The following is a 16,731-nucleotide window of genomic DNA, read 5'->3' on the forward strand; positions in this document are numbered from 1 at the left end:
TGTTGTTGTAGTCGATCATGTAGCGCTCGTAGTACACGGGCTCGACGTCGCGGGCCGCGGCCATGATCTGCTCGGCGGTGCACGGCGTCTTGAGGATCCGGTTGGGGATCGGGTAGTCGTCGGTGGCATCGGCCCCGGCGATGCCGGCGCCGGCCAGGCTGGCGGCGACTGCGCAGGCGGCCACGCCGCCGCGGATCAGATTCTTCAGCATGTCACTCCAAAGTCGTTCAGTGCGCGGCCTGTTCGAAGACGAACCGCTGATCGGGGCAGTAGTAGTTGATGGCGGTGCCCAGGAACTGCCACGCCTGCGCGTCGGAGCTGTCCTTGGCCAGTTGCTTCTTCACGAAACCGACCGAGTCCTGCGCGTTGTGGTCGACCCCGTTGTGCAACCGTTTGCACATGATCTTGGCGATCCAGGCGTTGTAGTCACGCTGCCCATAGATCCCGTAGGTGTGCAACTCGTTGGCGAAATCAGTATCGATCTCGGCATGCGCCGGTGCCGCGACGGCCAGAGTTGTTGCCGCACCCAGTATTACAGCGGCCAATGCACGCTTCATCAGACCATCGCCTCCTCGGGATCGCGCTGGATGGGTTTCGGCCACGGTTGGGGCAGCGGGCGCTGGCGGACCCGTTGCGGCCACCAGAACCACCGTCCGAGCAGCGTGGCGATGGACGGGGTCATCAGCGACCGCACCACCAGGGTGTCGAACAGCAGGCCCAGGCCGATGGTCGTTCCGACCTGGCCGATCACGATCAGGCTGCTGACCGCCATCGATGCCATGGTGAAGGCGAAGACCAAGCCCGCGGAGGTGACCACGGCACCGGTGCCGACCATGGCCCGGATGATTCCGGTTTTCAGCCCGGCGTGGATCTCCTCCTTTATTCGTGAGACGAGCAGCAGGTTGTAGTCCGCGCCCACAGCCAGCAGGACGATGACCGACATCGGCATCACCATCCAGTGCAATGGGATTCCCACGATGTGCTGCCACAGCAGGACCGACAGCCCGAAGGCCGAGGCAAGGCTGAGCACCACCGTGCCGACGATCACCGCAGAGGCCACCACCGCTCGGGTGAGCACCAGCATGATGATGAAGATCAGGATCAGTGCCGCCGCGGCGACGATGATCAGGTCGTAGTCAGCGCCTTGCTGCATGTCGGCGAAGGTCGCCGAGCTGCCGCCGAGATAGATCTTGGATCCCTCCAGCGGTGTCCCCTTGATCGCGTCGGCCGCCGCGACCTTGAGCGGTGCGATGCGTGCGGTGCCTTCCGGGGTCAGTGGATCGCCCTGGTGAATGATGGTGAACCGCACCGCATGTCCGTCGGGCGACATGAACAGCTTGAGGCCCCGCTGGAAGTCGTCGGTCTCGAATGCCTCCGGCGGCAGGTAGAACGAATCGTCGTTCTTGGCCGTATCGAACGCTTCGCTCATGGCGGTGGCGGTGTTCTGCATCGCCATCGTCTGATCCTGTTGGGCCTTCTGAACCTGGTACTGGTTCAGCAGGATCTGCTTTTGGTTCTTCATGGTCTGGATCTGCGCCGGCAACACCGCGACCATCCGCGGCATCAGGTCGGCCATGCGCTGCATTTCCGGAACCAGTTCCTGGAAGTCGTCGGACATCGTGTTGATGCCGTCGAGGCTCTCGAAGATCGACCGCATGGACCAGCAGACCGGGATGTCGAAGCAGTGCGGTTCCCAGTAGAAGTAGTTGCGGATCGGCCGGAAGAAATCGTCGAAATCCGCCAGGTGGTCCCGCACCTCGGACATATCGCCGGACGTCTTCTTCATCTTGTCGGCCATGCTTTGCGACACCGCGGCCAGTTCGGTCTGGATGCTCATCATCTCGGTCATCGAGTCGATGCTGGTCTGCAGATCGTTGGCCTGTTTGAGGATGTTGTCCAGATTGCTCTGCAGGTAGTCGTTGTTCATCAGCTGGGTCGTGCCGCTCTGGCCCAGCGTGTACGGGATCGTCGAGTGCTTGATCGGATCCCCATCGGGACGGGTGATGGTCTGCACCTGGGCGATGCCGTGCACGCTCTTGAGCGCCTTGGCGATCTTGTCGATCACCAGGAAGTCGGCCGGGTTCCGCAGATCTCGGTCGGACTCGATCATCATCAGGTCCGGGTTCATCTTGGCCTGCGAGAAGTGCCGGAACGCCGCGTCATATCCGACGTTCGTCCCGACGTCCTTGGGCAGGAAGATGCGGTCGTTGTACGTGGTGTGATAGCCGGGCAGGGCAAGCAGGCCGACCAACGCTGCCACGATGGCGCACACCAGGATTCCGCCCGGCCAGCGGACCGTGGCGGTGCCCACCCGGTGCCATTCGCGCGACTGCGAGTGCCGTTTGGGCTCAAGGATCTTGCCGAATCGGCTGAACACCGAGATGACGGCCGGCCCCAGGGTCAGCGCCATGGCGACCACGACCACCATGCCCACCGCCAGTGGGATGCCCATGGTCTGGAAGTACGGCAGGCGGGTGAAGTGCAGGCACAACGTCGCGCCGGCGATGGTCAGGCCCGACGCGAGCACGACGTGGGCCGTGCCGTGGAACATGTCGTAGTAGGCCGCTTCTCGATCCTCGCCGCGGCGCCGGGCTTCGTGATATCGGCCTATCAGGAAGATCGCGTAGTCCGTGGCCGCGGCTATGGCCAAGGTCACCAGCATGTTGGTGGCGAACGTCGTGAGACCGAAGAAATTCTGATAGCCCAGGACCGCGACCAGTCCACGGGCGCCGGACAATTCGAGCACGACCATCACCAGCACGATCAGCGTGGTGATGATCGACCGGTAGACGCCCAGCAGCATCACCGCGATCACACCGAAGGTGACGAGCTCGATCATCTGCATGCTCTCGTCGCCGACGATGTTCTGGTCGGTGCTCGACGCCGCGGATCCCGTTACGTACGCCTTGACGCCGTCGGGTGCGGGGGTTTCGGAGGCGATGCGCCGTACCGCCTCGACGGAATCGTTGGCGAGCGTCTCGCCCTGGTCGCCGGCGATGTAGACCTGCACGTAGGCGGCTTTACCGTCGCGGCTCTGCGCGCCCTTGGCAGTCAGGGTGTCGCCCCAGAAATCCTGCACATGCTGCACGTGGGTGGTGTCGGCGCGCAGGTCACGGACCATCTGGTCGTAGAACATGTGCGCTTCGAGGCCCAGCGGCTTATCGCCTTCGAGTACGACCATCACCGAGCTGCTGGTGTCGTACTCCTGGAACTTCTTGCCGACCTCTTTGATGGCGATCATCGACGGGGCGTCGTTGGGACTCATCGACACCGCGCGCATCTTCCCGACGACCTCGAGTTGCGGGACGACGGTGTTGAGCAGTGCGACGATCACGATCCAGATGAGGATGATCGGCAAGGCGAACGCCCGGATGAATCGGGGGATCGGTGGCCGCTGAGGTGCCGCGTGGCGCCCAGCCGGGATGGCGTCGGTCGGGGTGTCGTCGGTCTGGGTTTCGTCCTTGGGGCTGCTCATGCTGCCTTCACAAAGCAGAAAGTTTGTGCGTTCAATCCAGTAGCCGTTCTCTCTTCTTTGACCTTGTCATCGACGGTGACCCGGCAACTGATGCTGTTCCCGTCGCCTTGCGCCATGATGTTGGGCTGCACTGACGGCAACGTGGTCTGCAGTGTCAAAGTCCATGGCAGCGGCACGGTTCCCGTGCGCTGCGGTTTCCCTTCGAGGTCCATGTAGTTGATGACGGCGGTGCCGCCCGAGCCGAAGATCTCGTACTTCACGAACTTGGGGTTGAAGTCTTCGGCGTTGTCCGAGGTGGTGTCGGTGATGATGACCGGATGTGCGCCGAAGACCTTGCGCACATTCATCACGATCAGCACGCCGGCTCCCATGGCGATGACGATCAGTACCGGGAGCCATATTCGGCGGATGGCCTTCAGCATTGCGGCGGCTCCACGAGGAGGCCCGCGGCGGGCATAACGATGACGGCTGTCATTGGTGGGCCTCCCGACGTTTCGATGCGTTCGCGGGCGACCTTGCTGTTAGGCGGCCTACGCACTTCGAAGGGTAAAGTTAGCCCAATAAGTGGATAGGATCAATCCACTTATGACGCCGATCACTTTGGACAGAGAGATATGACCGAGGAAACGCGACCCGCGCTGCGCAAGGATGCAGAGCGCAACCGGCAACGGGTGCTCGATGCTGCGCGCGAGCTGTTTGCCGAGAAGGGTCTCGAGGCGACGCTCAACGACGTGGCGCATCACGCCAACGTCGGAGTGGGCACGGTCTACCGGCGGTTCGCCACGAAAGACGAGCTGATCGCGGCGATCTTCGTGGACGGCATGGAGCAGCTCACCGCGCTCGCTGAATCCGCACTACAGCAGGAAGATTCGTGGCAGGGGTTCGCCTGGTACGTCGAGAAGATGTGTGAGATCACGGCGACTGACCGTGGCTTGCGGGAAATCGCGTTCAGCAAGTCCTACGGGTGCGACCGGGTCAAGGCCTGCCAGGAGCAGCTCGTCCCGGTGCTGACCAAACTGGTCGAGCGGGCCCAGGGCGACGGGTATCTACGTCCGGAGCTGTCGTCCACGGACATGCCGCTCTTCGGGCTGCTGTCCGGCACGGTCAGCGAATTCGCCGGCAACGTCGACGCCGAACTGTGGCGTCGCTACGTGGCCATCCTGCTGGACGGCATGCGCTACCACGACGGCCAATCGCCCATTCCGGTAAAGGCGCTCGATGCCGATGAGCTCGACACCGCGATGCAGTCATGGGAGCCCGCCGGGCCGCCACGCTGACCGACACGATGTCGGGACGGTGTCGCGACGTTTCGGAAATGCCTGTGCGGGCACAATATCGACGTGGCTATCTACGGTGACTCGGACGCGGGCTCGGATCAGTTGTTCTGCGGTATCGATCTGGCGCGGCGTATCGAGAAGGCCGAGGCGGACCTGATCACAGCGGCGACCCATGCTGCGGGACACCGGGGCGCGGACGGGCTGGTACTGCCCGTGGCCGGGGGTTACGCCTGTTTCGCCGAGGCGGAGTCACCGATGAACAAGGTGGTAGGCCTGGGCTTCGACGGCCTGCCCGACGAGGCGGTGCTCGGTGAGATCGAGCGGGCTTTCGCTGCCCGGGGCGGCTCGACCCGGGTGGAGCTGTCGAATCTGGCCGATCCCGAGCTCGCCGAATTGTTGTCCGACCGTGGCTATCGTCTGGTCGAGTTCGAGAACGTGCTCGGCAGGCCGATCGGTGTCGAGGAGCCGCTGTCGTCCGACATACAGGTGCGCCGGGCCGACGACCTCGACGCGTGGGTCAAGGTGGTCGTGGAGGGCTTCGCGCATCCCGACGGTGAGGGCCCGGTCAGCCACGAGCAGTTCCCCGCCGACATCATCGAGCGAGCTGAACGGGACATGGAAAAGGCCGGGGCCACAGCATATATCGCGCTCTACCACGGAGACATCGCCGGTGGCGGGATGATGCGGCTGACCGGCGGGATCGCTCAGCTGTCCGGGGCGGCAACCGCGCCGGCATACCGGCGACGCGGGGTGCAGGCCGCGTTGTTGGCGGCGCGGTTGGCCGAGGCCGCGGCTGCCGGCTGCGAGATCGCCGTGGTGACAACGGCGCCCGGTTCGAAGTCCCAGCACAACGTGCAGCGCCGGGGTTTCCAGTTGCTCTACACGCGGGCGATTTTGGTGAAACCAGTGTCAAATTGACTGTCCGTTCAAGAACCGGGTTGACTTAGGCCATGGCCCGTCCGCGCAAGTTCGATGAAGCCGAAGTCATCAGCGCTGCGCGTGACGAGTTCTGGTCTCGCGGATACGCCGCGACTTCGGTGGACGACCTCAGTGCAGCAACCGGACTCGGGAAAGGCAGTCTCTACGCGGCTTTCGGTGATAAGCACGGATTGTTTCTCCGGGCGCTGGAGGGCTACTGCACCGACATGATCGGCACCTTCCGGATCGAGCTTGCGGCTCCTGACCTCGGTGGTTACGACCGGCTGGTGCATCACATCCGATCACAGGCAAAGCTGTTCGCGAATGACAAGCCGCGCAGAGGTTGCCTGATGGCCAAGAGTGCCGCTGAACTGGCCGGCACCGACGACGAGGTCGCCGGGATCATCGACCGGTCCCTCGCCGAGTGGCGAAGCGCGCTCGTCGCATGCGTCCAGGTCGCCCAAGCTGAAGGGGCCATCGGGCCGGGTGTCCGTCCACAGGCGCTTGCCTCCGCGGTGTTGGCCTTCGTGCGTGGGCTTGAGGCGCTGGACAAGGGCGGGGTCAGACCCGCGCAGATCAAAGCAGCAGCCGAGGCGTTCATCGACATGATCCCGCGGGCCTGACCCTGTCGCCGCTAGCGTGCGTTGTCGCGCAGTTGTTCCCAGGCGCGTTCCTGGCCGGCTCCGTGGAAGGCGGTGCGGTTGGCCGCGGTGAACTGCTCCACTGTCGCCGCCGGGATGCCGGTGATGACTTCGACGAGATTGTCGGCGCCGGCGAAGATGCCGTCCCGGTAGTCCTGCGCCACATTTGTCAGGTGCTGGATGAGGAACGGGGTATGGCCCTGTACCGCAAGAGCTTCGGCGAACCTGGAGATCTCCACCGGCTCGTACCGGACCGGAAAGCCGAGGGTGGTCGAGATCTTCTCGGCGATCTCGTCGTGGTGCAGCTCCACCGGACCGTACAGCGGGTAGATCTGGCGGTCGTGCGGTGCCGGATTGGAGAGGATCGCGGCGATCACCCGGGCCTGGTCGACTCCCGCGATCGGAGCATGGCGGCCGTCGCCGAAGGGCAGTCGCAGGACGCCGTCACCGTCGGCGCTCCGCGACCATTGCCAGATGAGCCATTCCGCGAAGAATGTCGGCCGGAGGTGGGTGGTGATGAACGCAGACCGGTCCAGTAATCGCTCACCGAGCCAGTGATTCTGCGCGGCATGACTTTTCGCGTGTCGTCTGGCGGAGATCTGCGACATGTTGACCACGGCGCGCACACCCGCCTCGGTGGCGGCCTGGGCGAAGATCGTGGTGGCGTCCAGCAGCCCGCCGGGATCGATGGGGTAGCAGAAGTACGCCGCGGTGACCCCGGCCATCGCCGAGCTGACGTCGGTGAAATCGAGCAGGTCACCCGTGACGACCTCGGCGCCGAGTTCGGCCAGCTGTGCCGAACGTTCGTCGTGGCGATGCACCAGCGCACGGACGTGGGCACCCTGCTCGCGCAACAGCTTCACCGTGTGCGCACCCGTCTTTCCGGTGGCGCCGGTGATCAGGTATCGGTCATCGCCGCTCATGACTGGGCTCCTGGGAGGTAGGTGAGGCCGGGCGTCTGGTGGGCGTTGACCCAACCGAGGGTGAAGTCGGCGACTTCCCGCCAACGTGAGTCGATGACCAGGGAATGGCCGCGGTCGTCGAACACGTGGTAGTCGGTGACCGCGCGCGAACCGGCATAGAGTTCAGCGGCCTGCCGGCTGACCGACTCGGCGACGATGTGGTCCCTGCCGCCACCGATGATCAGCAGCGGGCCGCGCTGGGCGTTCTTGACGTTGACCGTCGTCGGGGAGTGGGGATCCTTCTTGGCGCCGACCACCTCGAACAGCGGTTTGCCCGGAGCGGGTATCGAGAAGCGTTCGTACAACTCACGGGCTTCATCACGGGGGATTGCGTTGGCGATGGCGTATCGGAACTGCCGTTCGGTCAGCGTGACAGCGCCCTCGCGATTCTTCTTGCTGCGCAATACCGGAATCGTGGACCGGATCTGCGACAGCGGCAGTTTGGTGACGCCCTTGATCGGTGCGGGGTCGATCGCTACCGCGGCCGCTGCGTCCCCGTTGTCGAGCAGGCGCTGAGCGATGAGCCCACCGAACGAATGCCCGATGACCACCGGTCGGGTGGGCAGGCCGGCGATCAGCTTGCTGTAGTTCGAGACGACGTCGCCGACGCCGTATCCGCCGACGCGCTGGGATGCACGCGTCGCCTCGACCGACGGGCCGTCACCTGGCCACCCGGCCAGAATCGGCTCGTACCCTTCCCGTCGATAGAGCGCGGCCCAGGGTTCCCAGGCCGACGAGTGAATCCACAGGCCGTGGATGAACACGACCGGTTGTCCTGACATGTGTGTACTCCGTTCTGCGGCTGGATATTTCGAGTCTCACCGAGCTTGTCGGTGTCGGATCGCCGCTAGTGCACACAGCTGCTTTTATTTACCGATCATTCCATAACCTCCATGTTTGTGGTGCGCGTCACATTCAATTCCGGTTGCGCGCTCCCGGGCGACTGCGCGTACACCGAGCGGTTTACTTGGATTCACTCGTTCGGTAATGTCGTCCGCATCGGGGACATACACCGATCGGTTTCGGGTGGAGAAGCGGATGGTGGAAGCCAAGCGAACCGCCATCATTCTGAGTCGAAATTGTGAGTCGAAATTCTGGCGGAGCGTTACAAGGCTGGGAAGGGTGCTATGCCGGCATACGGTTTTTTCGTCGAGTTCGAGGCCCGCGAAGGTAAGGAGGCGGACGTGGCGCGCTTCCTGGCCGACGCCCAGAGGCTGGTGGAGGCCGAGCCGGGAACCCTTGCGTGGTTCGCATTCCGGCTCGGACCGTCGTCGTTCCGCATCTTCGACGCATTCGACACCGAAGACGATCGCCAGGCCCATCTTCGAGGAAAGGTTCGCGAAGCGATCGAGGCTCGCGGCGACGAATTGTTCGCCACGCCGCCGGTGATCACGCCGGTGGACCTGGTGGCAAGCAAGCTCCCGGTGTGAAACGTGGGCGCTACGCGCTCGTCGTGGCCCGCAGACCTCGATCTGGACCGGCGCAGCTCGGGCGAGGCCGGCGGCCCTGCTCAGTAGAGGATCTTGCGCAGGTTGTCCTCACTGTAATAGGCGTCAAGCTCTTCTTGGCTCTGATCGGGTTTGAAAGCCTTGGCCATCTGCGCAACCGAGGGCACCGCCGTCGGATTCCAGCTCTCGGGCTTCCACGCTTCAGAGCGCAGGAATGCTTTGGGGCAGTGGAAGAACACTTCTTCGATGGCGATCTCCAGAGCCAGGATCGGCCGCTTACCGCCCACCACCATGTCATCGAAATAGTCTGCGTCGGAAAGGATCCGGGCGGAGCCGTTGATCCGGAGGGTGTCGCCGCGGCCGGGGATGACGAAGACCGTGCCCACATGCGGTCGCTGCAGCACGTTGAGGAAGCCGTCGACGCGCCGGTTGCCGGGCCGTTCGGGGATCGCGATCGTGGTGTCGTCGAGGATCTGGACGAAACCCGGCGGGTCGCCTTTGGGGGAGACGTCGACGCGGCCGTGCGCATCGGTGGTGGCCACGAAGCCCAGTGGGGACTGCTTGAGCCAGCCTTGCTGAGCTTCGGACAGCCGGTCGGTCACCTTCTTGGAGACGGCTGCCGTGGGTTGCCCGACGATGGCGCGTAGCTCATCCGCGGAGGTCACTTCTCGGCGCATGTCTCCATCATGCCGAAGCCGACAAATGAAATATCGGGTCCGCAGGTCCGGCGACGCTCCCGCGAGAACAACGCAGCGGTCGTCATCGGTGGCGGGCAGCAGCCATGGCGTTGCTTTTTCTTTTTGGGGGGACGGGTGTCGCTGCGCTCAGCTGTAACGGGCAGCCAGCGCGCGCCGGTCGAGCTTGCCGATACCGCGGCGGGGCAGCTCGTCGACGATGTGCAGCTCGCGCGGTGCGGCGGTGGCATCGAGGGTCTGTGCCACATGGGCGCGCAGCTCCGCTACGTCAGGGGCCGGCGAACCCGGGGCCAACACCAGTGCGGCCACCACCCGCTGACCCAGCCGCTCGTCGGGGACACCGAAGACCGCGCAGTCGGCGATCGCCGGGTGGCCGGCCAGAGCCGATTCGACCAATTGCGGCAGCACGGTCAAACCGCCGGTGCTCACCGCATCGTCGACCCGGCCGAGAACTCGCAATACGCCCGAATCGTCAACGGTTCCAAGGTCATCGGTACGGAACCAGCCCGGCTCGGCGAACGGGTCGGGCTCGCCCGGCCTATTTGCTCCTCGCGTCCGCACCGGGTTGCGGTAACCCTTGGCCACGGTGGCCCCGCCCAGAACGATGCGGGAATTGTCCAGCCGCACCGCGACCCCGTCCAGTGCCACGCCGTCGTACACGCAGCCACCCGCCGTCTCGCTCATCCCGTAGGTGCGCACCACGTTCACCCCGGCCGCCGTTGCGCGTTCGGCCACCCCGGCAGGCATCGGCCCACCGCCGATCAGAACGGCGTCGAGGTCTGCCAGTGCATCCGCGGCGGCCGGGTCACGCAGCGACTTGTCCAACTGCACCGCGACCAGTGAGGCATAGCGCCGCCCACTGCCCAAAGCAGCGATCGCAGAGGGCAATTCGCCCGGGTCGAATGAAGCCGCCACACCGACGGGTGTGGTACCGGCCAGCGCACTGCGCACCAGGACCTGCAGACCCGCGATGTGGTAGGCGGGCAGGGCGAGCAGCCACCGTCCGGCACCGCCCAGCCGGGCGTGGGTGGACTCGGCACTGGCGCGCAACGCAGCCGCGGTCAGCAGTGCACCCTTCGGTTCGCCGGTGGTGCCCGAGGTCGAGATCACCACCGCGACATCGTCGTCGATCTCTTCCCCGGCTCGCAAAGTGCTTGTCAGCAAGGAACTCTGACGTTCGTCGTCGGCCGGGACCGGCAAGATCGCCGACCCCTGTCCGGTCAGGACGTCATCGAGGGTCGCCAGCAAAGTGTCCGTCGCGGCTCCGACGGTGACGGGGCGCAGGACGGCTATGCCGGGCCCCCTGGCTCTTTCGGGTCGTCCCCGGTGCCGGCGTCGTCCGACTCATGGGAGTCCTCGCCATCGCGCGGATCGTCCAACGGCCAGCCCTTTGCCGCCAGGCGTTCCCGCACCCGCTCGACATCCTCGGCGCGAGGCAGCTCGTCGGTGATCTGCGTGATGAGTACACCGATGTCGATGTGGTCGAAATCACCGCGATCGACGAGATCGCGTGCCACGGCTTTGACTTCGTCGTTGGTCAGGCGCCGGGTCAACAACGCCAACAACGGCACCCGGTCTGGCCCGGGCACCCCCTCGGGGTACCCGGCGTTCAGCCAGGCCGCGATCTTCGCGAGAAATGCGTTCACTGTGCCTACTCCTGATGCACCCGAGCGAGGTTCCTCCGGCCATACGAGTTTGAGCCGGAAGACCGCATTGATGTTAGTGGCGCCAGCCGACTCTGGCTCGCAGTGAACGTATCGGCCGCCCGGGAATCGGCAAAGCGCCCCGGCGAACAATCCGGGGTGGGCAGATGAACACTCGGTGAACTCATTCGCAGGGTAACCGAATTGCCAGCTCAGCGAGGTGTTTCCGGCTGGTCAAAAACGCCTGCGGTCCTACAGAATTACGGCCATGAGCGCTGAGCTGATCGTCCTGGTGCTGTTGATAGCAACGGCACTGGCTTTTGACTTCACAAACGGCTTTCACGACACCGGCAATGCCATGGCCACCTCGATCGCCACCCGCGCTCTCAAGCCCAAGACCGCGGTGCTGCTGGCCGGCGTGCTGAACCTGGTGGGTGCGTTCCTCTCGGTCGAAGTCGCCATCACCGTCACCAGCTCGGTGCTGAAAATCCAGGATTCCAAGACCGGCGCGCTGATCCCGTCGATCGACGCCTCGACCGGGCTGACGATCATCTTCGCCGGTCTGATCGGCGGCATCCTGTGGAATTTGCTCACCTGGCTGTTCGGCATCCCGTCGAGCTCCTCGCATGCGCTGTTCGGTGGTCTGATCGGTGCCGGCCTGGCGGCGATCGGCCTGGCCGGGGTGAACTGGGCCGGCGTCACCCAGAAGGTGCTCATCCCCGCGGTGGCCGCCCCGCTGATCGCCTGCCTGGTCGCCGGTTGCGGCACCTGGCTCGTCTACCGCATCACCCGCAACGTCGCGCAGAAGCGGCGTGAGGCGGGCTTCCGCTGGGGACAGATCGCCACCGCCTCGCTGGTCGCGCTCTCACACGGCACCAACGACGCGCAGAAGACCATGGGCGTCATCGCGCTGGCCCTCATCACCACCGGCCACCTCGGCGGCGACGTGAAGAACGACGGCCTGCCGTTCTGGATCATCGCCTCCTGCGCGCTGGCCATCGGCCTGGGCACCTACATCGGCGGCTGGCGGGTCATCCGCACCCTGGGCAAGGGCCTGGTCGAGATCGAGTCCCCGCAGGGCCTGGCCGCCGAGGCATCGTCGGCCGCGATCATCCTGAGCTCGAGCGCGGCGGGCATGGCCCTGTCGACCACCCACGTGGCGACCGGGTCGATCCTGGGCAGCGGTGTGGGCAAGCCCGGCGCCGAGGTGCGCTGGGCGGTGGCCGGCCGCATGGCCGTCGCCTGGCTGGTGACGCTGCCCGCCGCGGGCCTCGTCGGGGCGCTCGCGTACTGGCTGTCCCACGGTATCGAGTCGCTGACCTCCTCGGCGCTCGCCGGCGACGGGCTGATCTTCCTGGTCCTGGTCGCCCTGTCCGGATACATGTGGTGGCGCGCCCAGCAGCAGAAGGTCGACCACAGCAACGTCAACGCCGATTGGGACCACTCCACCAACTCCGTGGTGCCCGCCGACGTGCGTGAGGCCACCGACGCCGCACAGAGTTCCGAGAAGAACCCCGGCGCCGACAAAGCCAGCGTCTGATCGCCCCGATCGCAAGCGAACCCAAGGAATCGCAATGACTTATCTCGAAGCCATTTTCAAAGTGCTCGTGGTCGGCCTGATCCTCGGTGCCGGTCTTCCCGCGGTCTTCGCCGCTGGGCTCGTCGCCTACTCCAACGGGGCCGGTGGCACCACCGCCGACGGCGCCACCCATGCCCCCAACCCGGCCTTGAAGTTCCTCGGGCTGGCGTTGTTCGCACTGGTCAGTTTGGTGATCCTGGTGGCCATCGCCTGGATCACCCGGACCACGATGATCCACCACACCGGCATCGACCTGTTCCCGTTCCTGCCCAAGAAGTGAGCTGAGTAGCCATGGGTGAGTCGACAAGCGTTTTGGACAATGTGTTGGGCTGGCTGCGTGCGGGCTACCCCGAGGGGGTTCCGCCCAAGGACCAGTTCGCCCTGCTGGCGTTGCTGACGCGGACCCTGACCGAGGACGAGGTGGTCGAGGCCGCTCACACCGTCCTGCGGTCCAGCGACGGCGACAGCCCGGTGACGGATGACGCCATCCGCCTCGCGGTGCGCAGCGTCATCGAAAAGGACCCCACTCCCGAAGAGATCAACCAGGTCGCCTCGCGGCTGGCCTCGGTGGGCTGGCCGCTGGCGACGCCGACACGCTGAGCGGGTTCGCCGGTCTTCCTGGGCTTTTCGTCGTCGGTTTCCACACCAGGGCTGCTGTCGGAGCCGATTACGACCCAGGTGCAGAAAGCGGCGCCCGGATTCTGGTCGCGCGCCGATCTAGTCGCGGGTATCCCGGCGCAGCGGATGGGTGTCGGGCACCTGCACGAAGATCAGGGTGATGCCGTCGGGGTCGGTCACATGCATTTCGTGCAGACCCCACGGCTCCTGGGTCGCGGCCCGGGTGATGGCCACGCCGCGGCCTTCCAGTTCGGCCTGGGTGGCGTAGACGTCGCGCACCTGCAGCCACAGCGCCCCGGGGAACACCCCGGGCTCGGTGGGGCTGTGGTGGCCGGCCAGCTCGATCAGTGACTGACCGGCGTAAAACACTGTGCCTGCACCGTATTCGCGGGCGATGGCCAGGCCGATCCCGTCGCGGTAGAACTCCACCGACTTCGGGTAATCGACCGGCCGGATCAACATCCTGCTGGCCAGGATCTCCATAGCCTTTGTCTACCACCGCGGCGGGACCGGCCGCTGCGCGACACGTCAGACCGGCTGGACCCGTTGCCGTTTCATCATGGCGTCGACCAGTCCCGGCGCGACGGTGTTGATTGCCTTGGCGGTCACGGCCATCCGTGGAGCGATCTGCACCGGGCGGGTGCGCGCCGCGGTCAGCATCCAGTCGGCGGCTTCGGCGGCCGAGAGTCCGGGCAGCCCGTCGTAGGCCCGGGTGGGGGCGATCATCGGGGTCTTCACCAGCGGGTAGTACAGGGTCGTCGAATGCACACCGTCGACCGCCCATTCGGTTTCGATGACCCGGCTGACGGCGGCCAGCGCGGCCTTGGACGCGTTGTACACCGCGAACAGGGGCGAGGATTCGTTCATCACGCCCCAGGTGGCGACGTTGATGATGTGTCCGTCGTGGCGGTCGCGCATGCCCGGGGCCAGGCCGCGGATGAGCCGCAGCGGGGAGTAGTAGTTGAGCGTCATGGTGCGCTCGACGTCGTGCCAGCGGTCCAGCGATTCGGCCAGCGGGCGCCGGATCGATCGGCCCGCGTTGTTGATCAGGATGTCGACGCCGCCGAGATCAGCTTCGACGCGGGCCACCAGTTCGTCGATGGCGTCCAGGTCGGACAGGTCCACGGCTATTGCGCGGGCGTCGCCGCCCTTGGCCGAGATCCGCGCGACCAGGTCGTCCAGGAGTTCCTGGCGGCGGGCAACGGCGACGACGGTGGCCCCCTTCGCGGCGAACTTCTCCGCCGCGGCCTCACCGATACCCGAGGAGGCACCGGTCAGCAGGATGCGTTTGCCTGCGACATCGATGTCGCCACGGGCCTGAAGCCGTTCGGTCAGCGGCGGACGCATGCTGGTCAGCAACAGCTGTTCGGACAGCCGGCGCAGCGGGCTCTTGCTCATGCGCTGAGTTTAGGTCGCCTAGCTTTCTGCCCGGTATCCCGCATGCCTCGCGGCCGCGATGACTTGTCGGTGCCTGCCGAGTCGATACCGCTATGACCATCATCGGCAAGCTCGACCAGCGATTCAGCGAGGTGACCGAAGCGACGAGTTGGCAGGCCACCGCAGCCGCCCTCGAGGCTGCCGGCCTGTACTGGCTCACGACCGTGCGCGGCGACGGGCGCCCGCACGTCACCCCGTTGGTCGGGGTGTGGGTCGACGATGCGTTCGTGTTCTGCACCGGACCCACCGAGCAGAAGGCTCGCAACCTGCAGGCCGGAACGGCCGTCGTCGTCACCACCGGAACCAACACATGGAACGCCGGCCTCGACGTCGTCGTCGAGGGCACCGCGGAGCGGGTGACCGGGCGAGAGCGATTGACCACCCTGGCCGACACCTACCGGAGCAAGTACGGCGACGATTGGGATTTCGATTGCGACGACGAGGTTTTCGACCCGCAGGGCGAGGCGGCGATCGTCTACGAGGTCAAGCCGGCCAAGGTGCTCGCGTTCGCGAAGTCGCCCCACGGTCAGACGGTTTTTCGTTGGTGATTTGTGTGCGTTTACCGGCGGTGACCGCCGGTAAACGCACACAAATCGCTCAGAAGTAGCGCGGGAACCCGCTCCAGTCCGGATCGCGCTTCTCCAGGAACGCATCTCGGCCCTCGACGGCCTCATCGGTCATGTAGGCCAGACGCGTGGCCTCCCCGGCGAACACCTGCTGGCCCACCAGACCGTCGTCGATCAGGTTGAACGAGAACTTCAGCATCCGGATCGCCTGGGGCGACTTGCCGTTGATCTCGGCGGCCCACTGCAGGCCGACGGACTCGAGCTCGGCGTGATCGACGACGTCATTCACAGCCCCCATGGCCCGCATCGTTTCGGCGTCGTATGCGCGGCCCAGGAAGAAGATCTCGCGGGCGAACTTCTGGCCGGTCTGGCGGGCCAGGTAGGCGCTGCCGAACCCGCCGTCGAAGCTGCCGACATCGGCGTCGGTCTGCTTGAACCGGGCGTGCTGACGGCTGGCCAGGGTCAGGTCGCAGGTGACGTGCAGGCTGTGTCCGCCGCCGGCCGCCCATCCGTTGACCAGGCAGATCACCACCTTGGGCATGAACCGGATGAGCCGCTGCACCTCGAGGATGTGCAGCCGGCCGGCCCGTGCCGGATCGACCGTCTCAGCGGTCTCGCCCGCGGCGTACTGATAGCCGGAGCGGCCGCGGATGCGTTGGTCCCCACCGGAACAGAAGGCCCAGCCGCCGTCCTTGGCCGACGGACCATTGCCGGTCAGCAGCACCACGCCGACGTCGGGGGACATCCGGGCGTGGTCGAGGACGCGGTACAGCTCGTCGACGGTGTGCGGCCGGAAGGCGTTGCGCACCTCGGGCCGGTCGAACGCGACCCGCACCGTGGGCCGACGAGCGCCGTCGGCGATATGCCGGTGGTAGGTGATGTCGGTCAGATCGTCGAAGCCGGGAACCGGCTCCCAGGCTGTCGGGTCGAACGGGTTGTCTGCACTCACGTGCTCGACTGTAGAGCGAACGTCTCCAGAGGTTTCACACCTACTGCTGCGGGGTACCAAACCCGGCGCGATGGTGCGTACCGCGCGCCACCAGAGGAGAGAGGCCACGATGAAGAAGCTGGCGAGTGTGTTGATGTCGGGTTTGGCCGCGGGCGTGGTGCTCGTGGGGTGCACACCTGAGGTGACCGGTGGCGACACCAAGTGCAAGGACTTCATCGGGCAGGACGAGAAGACGCAGAACGACGCGGTGGCCAAGATGCTCAAGGATGAGAAGGGCACCGACGCCGCGCAGCTGGAGATCACCGGAACCCGCCTGGCGGTGCAGACCTTCTGCCAGACGACGGGCAAGCAGGACTCCAAGATCAAGGAGGCCCCGCACCTGAGCTGAGCGTGGGTTAGATGTACTGACCTGAGAGGTTAGGTACGCGGGTGGCCGGTGGTTGGCCGCCGAGTGCGGTGTGGCCGCGGTGGTGATTGTAGTTGTGTAACCATCTGGGGTATTCGGCGCAGCGTTCGGTGTCGG

At 65.5% G+C, this 16,731-nt stretch carries 21 protein-coding genes and 1 pseudogene; 9 read left to right on the plus strand and 13 right to left on the minus strand.

The features are described from left to right. From QQ25_RS29455 to QQ25_RS29470, 4 genes are all read right to left on the minus strand, one after another. Positions 1 to 211 (minus strand): DUF5078 domain-containing protein (locus tag QQ25_RS29455; RefSeq protein WP_039382852.1); only part of this gene is annotated, 211 nt, incomplete at its 3' end. A 16-nt stretch (positions 212 to 227) separates the two neighbouring features. Next, positions 228 to 557, minus strand: a complete 330-nt coding sequence (locus QQ25_RS29460; protein ID WP_039314551.1) for a DUF732 domain-containing protein — start codon at positions 555 to 557, stop codon at positions 228 to 230. Beyond that, positions 557 to 3,475, minus strand: coding sequence for an MMPL/RND family transporter (locus QQ25_RS29465; RefSeq protein WP_039382854.1), 2,919 nt, complete (start codon positions 3,473 to 3,475; stop codon positions 557 to 559). The genes QQ25_RS29460 and QQ25_RS29465 overlap by 1 nt, the downstream gene beginning before the upstream one ends. Beyond that, positions 3,472 to 3,897, minus strand: a complete 426-nt coding sequence (locus tag QQ25_RS29470) for an MmpS family transport accessory protein (protein ID WP_039314556.1) — start codon at positions 3,895 to 3,897, stop codon at positions 3,472 to 3,474. Before QQ25_RS29470 ends, QQ25_RS29465 begins: the two co-directional genes overlap by 4 nt. A gap of 192 nt (positions 3,898 to 4,089) precedes the next feature. Here QQ25_RS29470 and QQ25_RS29475 point away from each other — a divergent pair, with 192 nt between their 5' ends. The 3 genes from QQ25_RS29475 (at position 4,090) to QQ25_RS29485 (ending at position 6,293) form a co-directional block, all read left to right on the plus strand. Beyond that, positions 4,090 to 4,752, plus strand: coding sequence for a TetR/AcrR family transcriptional regulator (locus QQ25_RS29475; protein ID WP_039314560.1), 663 nt, complete (start codon positions 4,090 to 4,092; stop codon positions 4,750 to 4,752). A 63-nt stretch (positions 4,753 to 4,815) separates the two neighbouring features. After that, positions 4,816 to 5,670: a GNAT family N-acetyltransferase gene (locus QQ25_RS29480; RefSeq protein WP_039382856.1), complete on the plus strand. Its 855-nt coding sequence runs from the start codon at positions 4,816 to 4,818 to the stop codon at positions 5,668 to 5,670. Between the two features lie 32 nt (positions 5,671 to 5,702). Then, positions 5,703 to 6,293, plus strand: coding sequence for a TetR/AcrR family transcriptional regulator (locus QQ25_RS29485; RefSeq protein ID WP_039382858.1), 591 nt, complete (start codon positions 5,703 to 5,705; stop codon positions 6,291 to 6,293). An 11-nt stretch (positions 6,294 to 6,304) separates the two neighbouring features. Here QQ25_RS29485 and QQ25_RS29490 read toward each other — a convergent pair whose 3' ends face one another. Then, a complete protein-coding gene (locus QQ25_RS29490) occupies positions 6,305 to 7,234 on the minus strand; it encodes an NmrA family NAD(P)-binding protein (protein WP_052236165.1) in 930 nt (309 codons plus the stop codon). Then, positions 7,231 to 8,055: an alpha/beta hydrolase gene (locus QQ25_RS29495; RefSeq protein ID WP_052236166.1), complete on the minus strand. Its 825-nt coding sequence runs from the start codon at positions 8,053 to 8,055 to the stop codon at positions 7,231 to 7,233. The genes QQ25_RS29490 and QQ25_RS29495 overlap by 4 nt, the downstream gene beginning before the upstream one ends. Positions 8,056 to 8,400: 345 nt before the next feature. Between QQ25_RS29495 and QQ25_RS29500 the strand changes: the two genes are divergently transcribed. Then, entirely contained in the window at positions 8,401 to 8,703 is a 303-nt protein-coding gene (locus tag QQ25_RS29500) for a putative quinol monooxygenase (RefSeq protein ID WP_039382861.1), read from the plus strand. Positions 8,704 to 8,783: 80 nt separating this feature from the next. Here QQ25_RS29500 and QQ25_RS29505 read toward each other — a convergent pair whose 3' ends face one another. The 3 genes from QQ25_RS29505 to QQ25_RS29515 all read right to left on the minus strand — a co-directional run bounded on the left by QQ25_RS29505 (position 8,784) and on the right by QQ25_RS29515 (position 11,062). Further along, positions 8,784 to 9,398, minus strand: coding sequence for a pyridoxamine 5'-phosphate oxidase family protein (locus QQ25_RS29505; protein WP_039382862.1), 615 nt, complete (start codon positions 9,396 to 9,398; stop codon positions 8,784 to 8,786). A gap of 147 nt (positions 9,399 to 9,545) precedes the next feature. After that, the gene (gene menE / locus QQ25_RS29510) at positions 9,546 to 10,661 is read right to left on the minus strand and encodes an o-succinylbenzoate--CoA ligase (RefSeq protein ID WP_220098414.1); all 1,116 of its coding nucleotides are present in this window, start codon (positions 10,659 to 10,661) and stop codon (positions 9,546 to 9,548) included. 44 nt (positions 10,662 to 10,705) lie between these two features. Then, positions 10,706 to 11,062: a DUF3349 domain-containing protein gene (locus QQ25_RS29515; RefSeq protein WP_039314569.1), complete on the minus strand. Its 357-nt coding sequence runs from the start codon at positions 11,060 to 11,062 to the stop codon at positions 10,706 to 10,708. 265 nt (positions 11,063 to 11,327) lie between these two features. On the opposite strand from QQ25_RS29515, the gene QQ25_RS29520 reads away from it, so the two are divergent. Genes QQ25_RS29520 through QQ25_RS29530 form a run of 3 tightly spaced genes read left to right on the plus strand, consistent with a single transcriptional unit; the run spans position 11,328 to position 13,238 of the window. Beyond that, complete coding sequence (locus tag QQ25_RS29520; protein WP_039314572.1) at positions 11,328 to 12,599, plus strand: inorganic phosphate transporter; 1,272 nt, start codon at positions 11,328 to 11,330, stop codon at positions 12,597 to 12,599. A gap of 34 nt (positions 12,600 to 12,633) precedes the next feature. After that, a complete protein-coding gene (locus tag QQ25_RS29525; protein WP_039314575.1) occupies positions 12,634 to 12,918 on the plus strand; it encodes a hypothetical protein in 285 nt (94 codons plus the stop codon). 11 nt (positions 12,919 to 12,929) lie between these two features. Next, positions 12,930 to 13,238, plus strand: a complete 309-nt coding sequence (locus tag QQ25_RS29530; RefSeq protein WP_039314577.1) for a DUF3349 domain-containing protein — start codon at positions 12,930 to 12,932, stop codon at positions 13,236 to 13,238. Positions 13,239 to 13,355: 117 nt separating this feature from the next. Here QQ25_RS29530 and QQ25_RS29535 read toward each other — a convergent pair whose 3' ends face one another. After that, positions 13,356 to 13,739, minus strand: coding sequence for a VOC family protein (locus tag QQ25_RS29535; RefSeq protein ID WP_039382864.1), 384 nt, complete (start codon positions 13,737 to 13,739; stop codon positions 13,356 to 13,358). 45 nt (positions 13,740 to 13,784) lie between these two features. Continuing rightward, the gene (locus QQ25_RS29540) at positions 13,785 to 14,654 is read right to left on the minus strand and encodes an SDR family oxidoreductase (RefSeq protein WP_039314583.1); all 870 of its coding nucleotides are present in this window, start codon (positions 14,652 to 14,654) and stop codon (positions 13,785 to 13,787) included. A gap of 92 nt (positions 14,655 to 14,746) precedes the next feature. Between QQ25_RS29540 and QQ25_RS29545 the strand changes: the two genes are divergently transcribed. Continuing rightward, on the plus strand, positions 14,747 to 15,241 hold the full coding sequence (locus QQ25_RS29545) for a pyridoxamine 5'-phosphate oxidase family protein (protein WP_039382867.1): 495 nt from the start codon (positions 14,747 to 14,749) through the stop codon (positions 15,239 to 15,241). Positions 15,242 to 15,290: 49 nt separating this feature from the next. Here QQ25_RS29545 and QQ25_RS29550 read toward each other — a convergent pair whose 3' ends face one another. Further along, positions 15,291 to 16,208, minus strand: coding sequence for a 1,4-dihydroxy-2-naphthoyl-CoA synthase (locus QQ25_RS29550; protein ID WP_039314589.1), 918 nt, complete (start codon positions 16,206 to 16,208; stop codon positions 15,291 to 15,293). Positions 16,209 to 16,317: 109 nt separating this feature from the next. Here QQ25_RS29550 and QQ25_RS29555 point away from each other — a divergent pair, with 109 nt between their 5' ends. Continuing rightward, a complete protein-coding gene (locus QQ25_RS29555) occupies positions 16,318 to 16,596 on the plus strand; it encodes a hypothetical protein (RefSeq protein ID WP_019344506.1) in 279 nt (92 codons plus the stop codon). Between the two features lie 7 nt (positions 16,597 to 16,603). Here the strand turns inward: QQ25_RS29555 and QQ25_RS30755 are convergent. Beyond that, positions 16,604 to 16,731: pseudogene (locus QQ25_RS30755) on the minus strand (IS481 family transposase); the annotation flags it as partial.

The sequence above is a fragment of the Mycolicibacterium setense genome, assembly GCF_000805385.1.
GTDB lineage: Bacteria > Actinomycetota > Actinomycetes > Mycobacteriales > Mycobacteriaceae > Mycobacterium > Mycobacterium setense.